Below are 2,105 nucleotides of genomic sequence, written 5' to 3'. Positions count from 1 at the left end.
TCAATGATTACCTGCATTTGGTCAAGCGGGGTTATAACACACCTTCTGATTCCTACTTTAAGTTCACTGTCTATGCCCTTCGATTCGCTTATCGGATTGAGGGGATGAAGGACAAGCGGATCGAACTTCCAACGATCAAGCACAGCAAAAAGCTTCCCGTTGTCTTGAGCCAGGAGGAAGTCCGCAGGCTTCTCAAAGCTCCCAAACTGCTCAAACACCGCGTGCTGATGGGACTGCTGTATGGCTGTGGTCTCCGCTGCTTCGAAGTTCGGAATCTGAAGATCGCCGACTTGGATTTTGACCGGAAAGTCCTTCATGTGAAGGATGGGAAAGGCAAAAAAGACCGCTATGTCCCGCTGGCTGATATCCTGATCCGCGGACTGAAAGCCTATCTGCAATCCGAGCAGCCCAACGAATGGGTGTTCAATAGCAAAGATAAGGAGATCAAAGGCCGGGTCGGTGGTGACTTCGATTCCCGCTATTCTCAGAGAGGCGTTCAGTGGGCAGTGAATGAAGCCAAAAAGAAAGCCGGGATCCAAAAGCCGATGAACGTGCACACGCTCAGGCATACTTTTGCCACTCATCTGCTGGAAGAAGGTCTGGACATTCTGACGATCAAGGACCTGCTCGGTCATGAGTCCATCGACACCACAATGATCTATCTTCATGTGGCGCAGACCGACAAGTGCAGAGCCTTCAGTCCGCTTGATCGACTGTATCTGTCCCGTCGTTGAGAGCCAAGCACGAAGTGGCTCAAGTGCTCCAACAGCACTGGGCCGAGGTGGAAAACCATCCCCAGATCAACCGCTGGCAGTTGCGGACGCTTTCGGCGTTGCGGCGTTGCCGAACCGCTGACTTGGGTGGACATGTGGATGCCTGCACAGACTGCGGGAATACCCGGATCAGTTACAACAGCTGCAGAAACCGCCATTGTCCGAAGTGTCAGGGAAAGAACCGGGAGAAGTGGTTGGCAGATCGGGAATCTGAGCTCCTTCCTGTTCCTTACTTCCATGTGGTCTTTACCTTACCCGACACGCTGAATCAGCTGGCGATGTATGAGCCCAAGGCTGTCTATGACAGTCTGTTTGAGGCGGCATGGCAGACGGTCCATTGCTTTGCCAAAGACCCAACCTATCTGGGAGCCAAAGCCGGAATGATCGCCATTCTCCACACTTGGGGGCAGCAATTAACTCTTCATCCGCATTTGCACTGCATCGTACCGGGAGGCGGACTGACTAAAAACGGAAAGTGGAAAACGGCTAAATCGAAGGGTAAATACCTGTTTCCGGTCAAAGCGATGAGCAAGGTCTTTCGGGCCAAGTATGTCAAAGCACTCAAGTCCCGGATCATACCGGAGAAGGATCTGGTCAATCAACTTTTCCAAAAAGAGTGGGTGGTCTATGCCAAGCGTCCATTTGGGCATCCCAAGGCAGTCCTCGAATACCTCGGCAGATATACCCACAAAGTGGCGATCTCCAATCATCGGATTCTGGACATTGGCCCAAAACAGACCACCTTCAGCTACAAAGATTATCGTCAGGGAGCCCAGAAATTGGAAATGAGCCTGGACAATCTGGAGTTTATCCGACGATTCTCTCTGCATATCCTGCCCAAAGGATTGGTGCGAATTCGGCACTTTGGGATATTGGGAAGTTCGGCTAAGCAGATCACGATTCCACTCATTCATCAGGAACTTGGAATTCCGCTTCCGGAACCCGAACCCAGGATTCTGGAAAGCTACAACCCACGATACTGCTCTTGCTGCCAGAAGGAAAGCATGGTCAGCATTCAGCGACTTCCCAAAAGGGGACCGCCAAAGGCAGTCTTTTACGCTGTCCCAACCCAATTTTAACTCCTGATTTTGATCGGGCCGGCGAAGCTATGCCCATGCCATAAAAAAGCCCTTCCAAAAAAGGGTTTGGAAGGGCTCAAAATGATCTAATTTTTTGACTCGATGCTGAATCTGCTAGCAGGTTTTACTTTTTAATCTAATCGGACACATCGTTTGCCTCCAAAAATTTCGACTCAATCCCCATAAGAACCTTACGGGTTTCGTGCAACAGCGGTTTCATGCTTGGCTTTGCAAGCCGCACGAAAACCTATTT

2 protein-coding genes are annotated in these 2,105 nt (G+C 50.6%); both read left to right on the top strand.

Going from position 1 to position 2,105, the window contains the following annotated elements; all coding sequences use genetic code 11:
* The coding region (locus ACZFYI_RS19560; RefSeq protein WP_462525802.1) for a tyrosine-type recombinase/integrase at positions 1 to 734 on the top strand (734 nt) is incomplete at its 5' end.
* Complete coding sequence (locus ACZFYI_RS19555) at positions 731 to 1,852, top strand: IS91 family transposase (protein ID WP_462525801.1); 1,122 nt, start codon at positions 731 to 733, stop codon at positions 1,850 to 1,852. The genes ACZFYI_RS19560 and ACZFYI_RS19555, both read left to right, overlap by 4 nt.
* Positions 1,853 to 2,105 lie beyond the last annotated feature (253 nt).

The sequence above is a fragment of the Aquiflexum sp. genome (assembly GCF_977115555.1).
The sequence above is the reverse complement of the archived record's forward strand: the minus strand, read 5'-3'. Positions and strand labels throughout refer to the sequence as shown.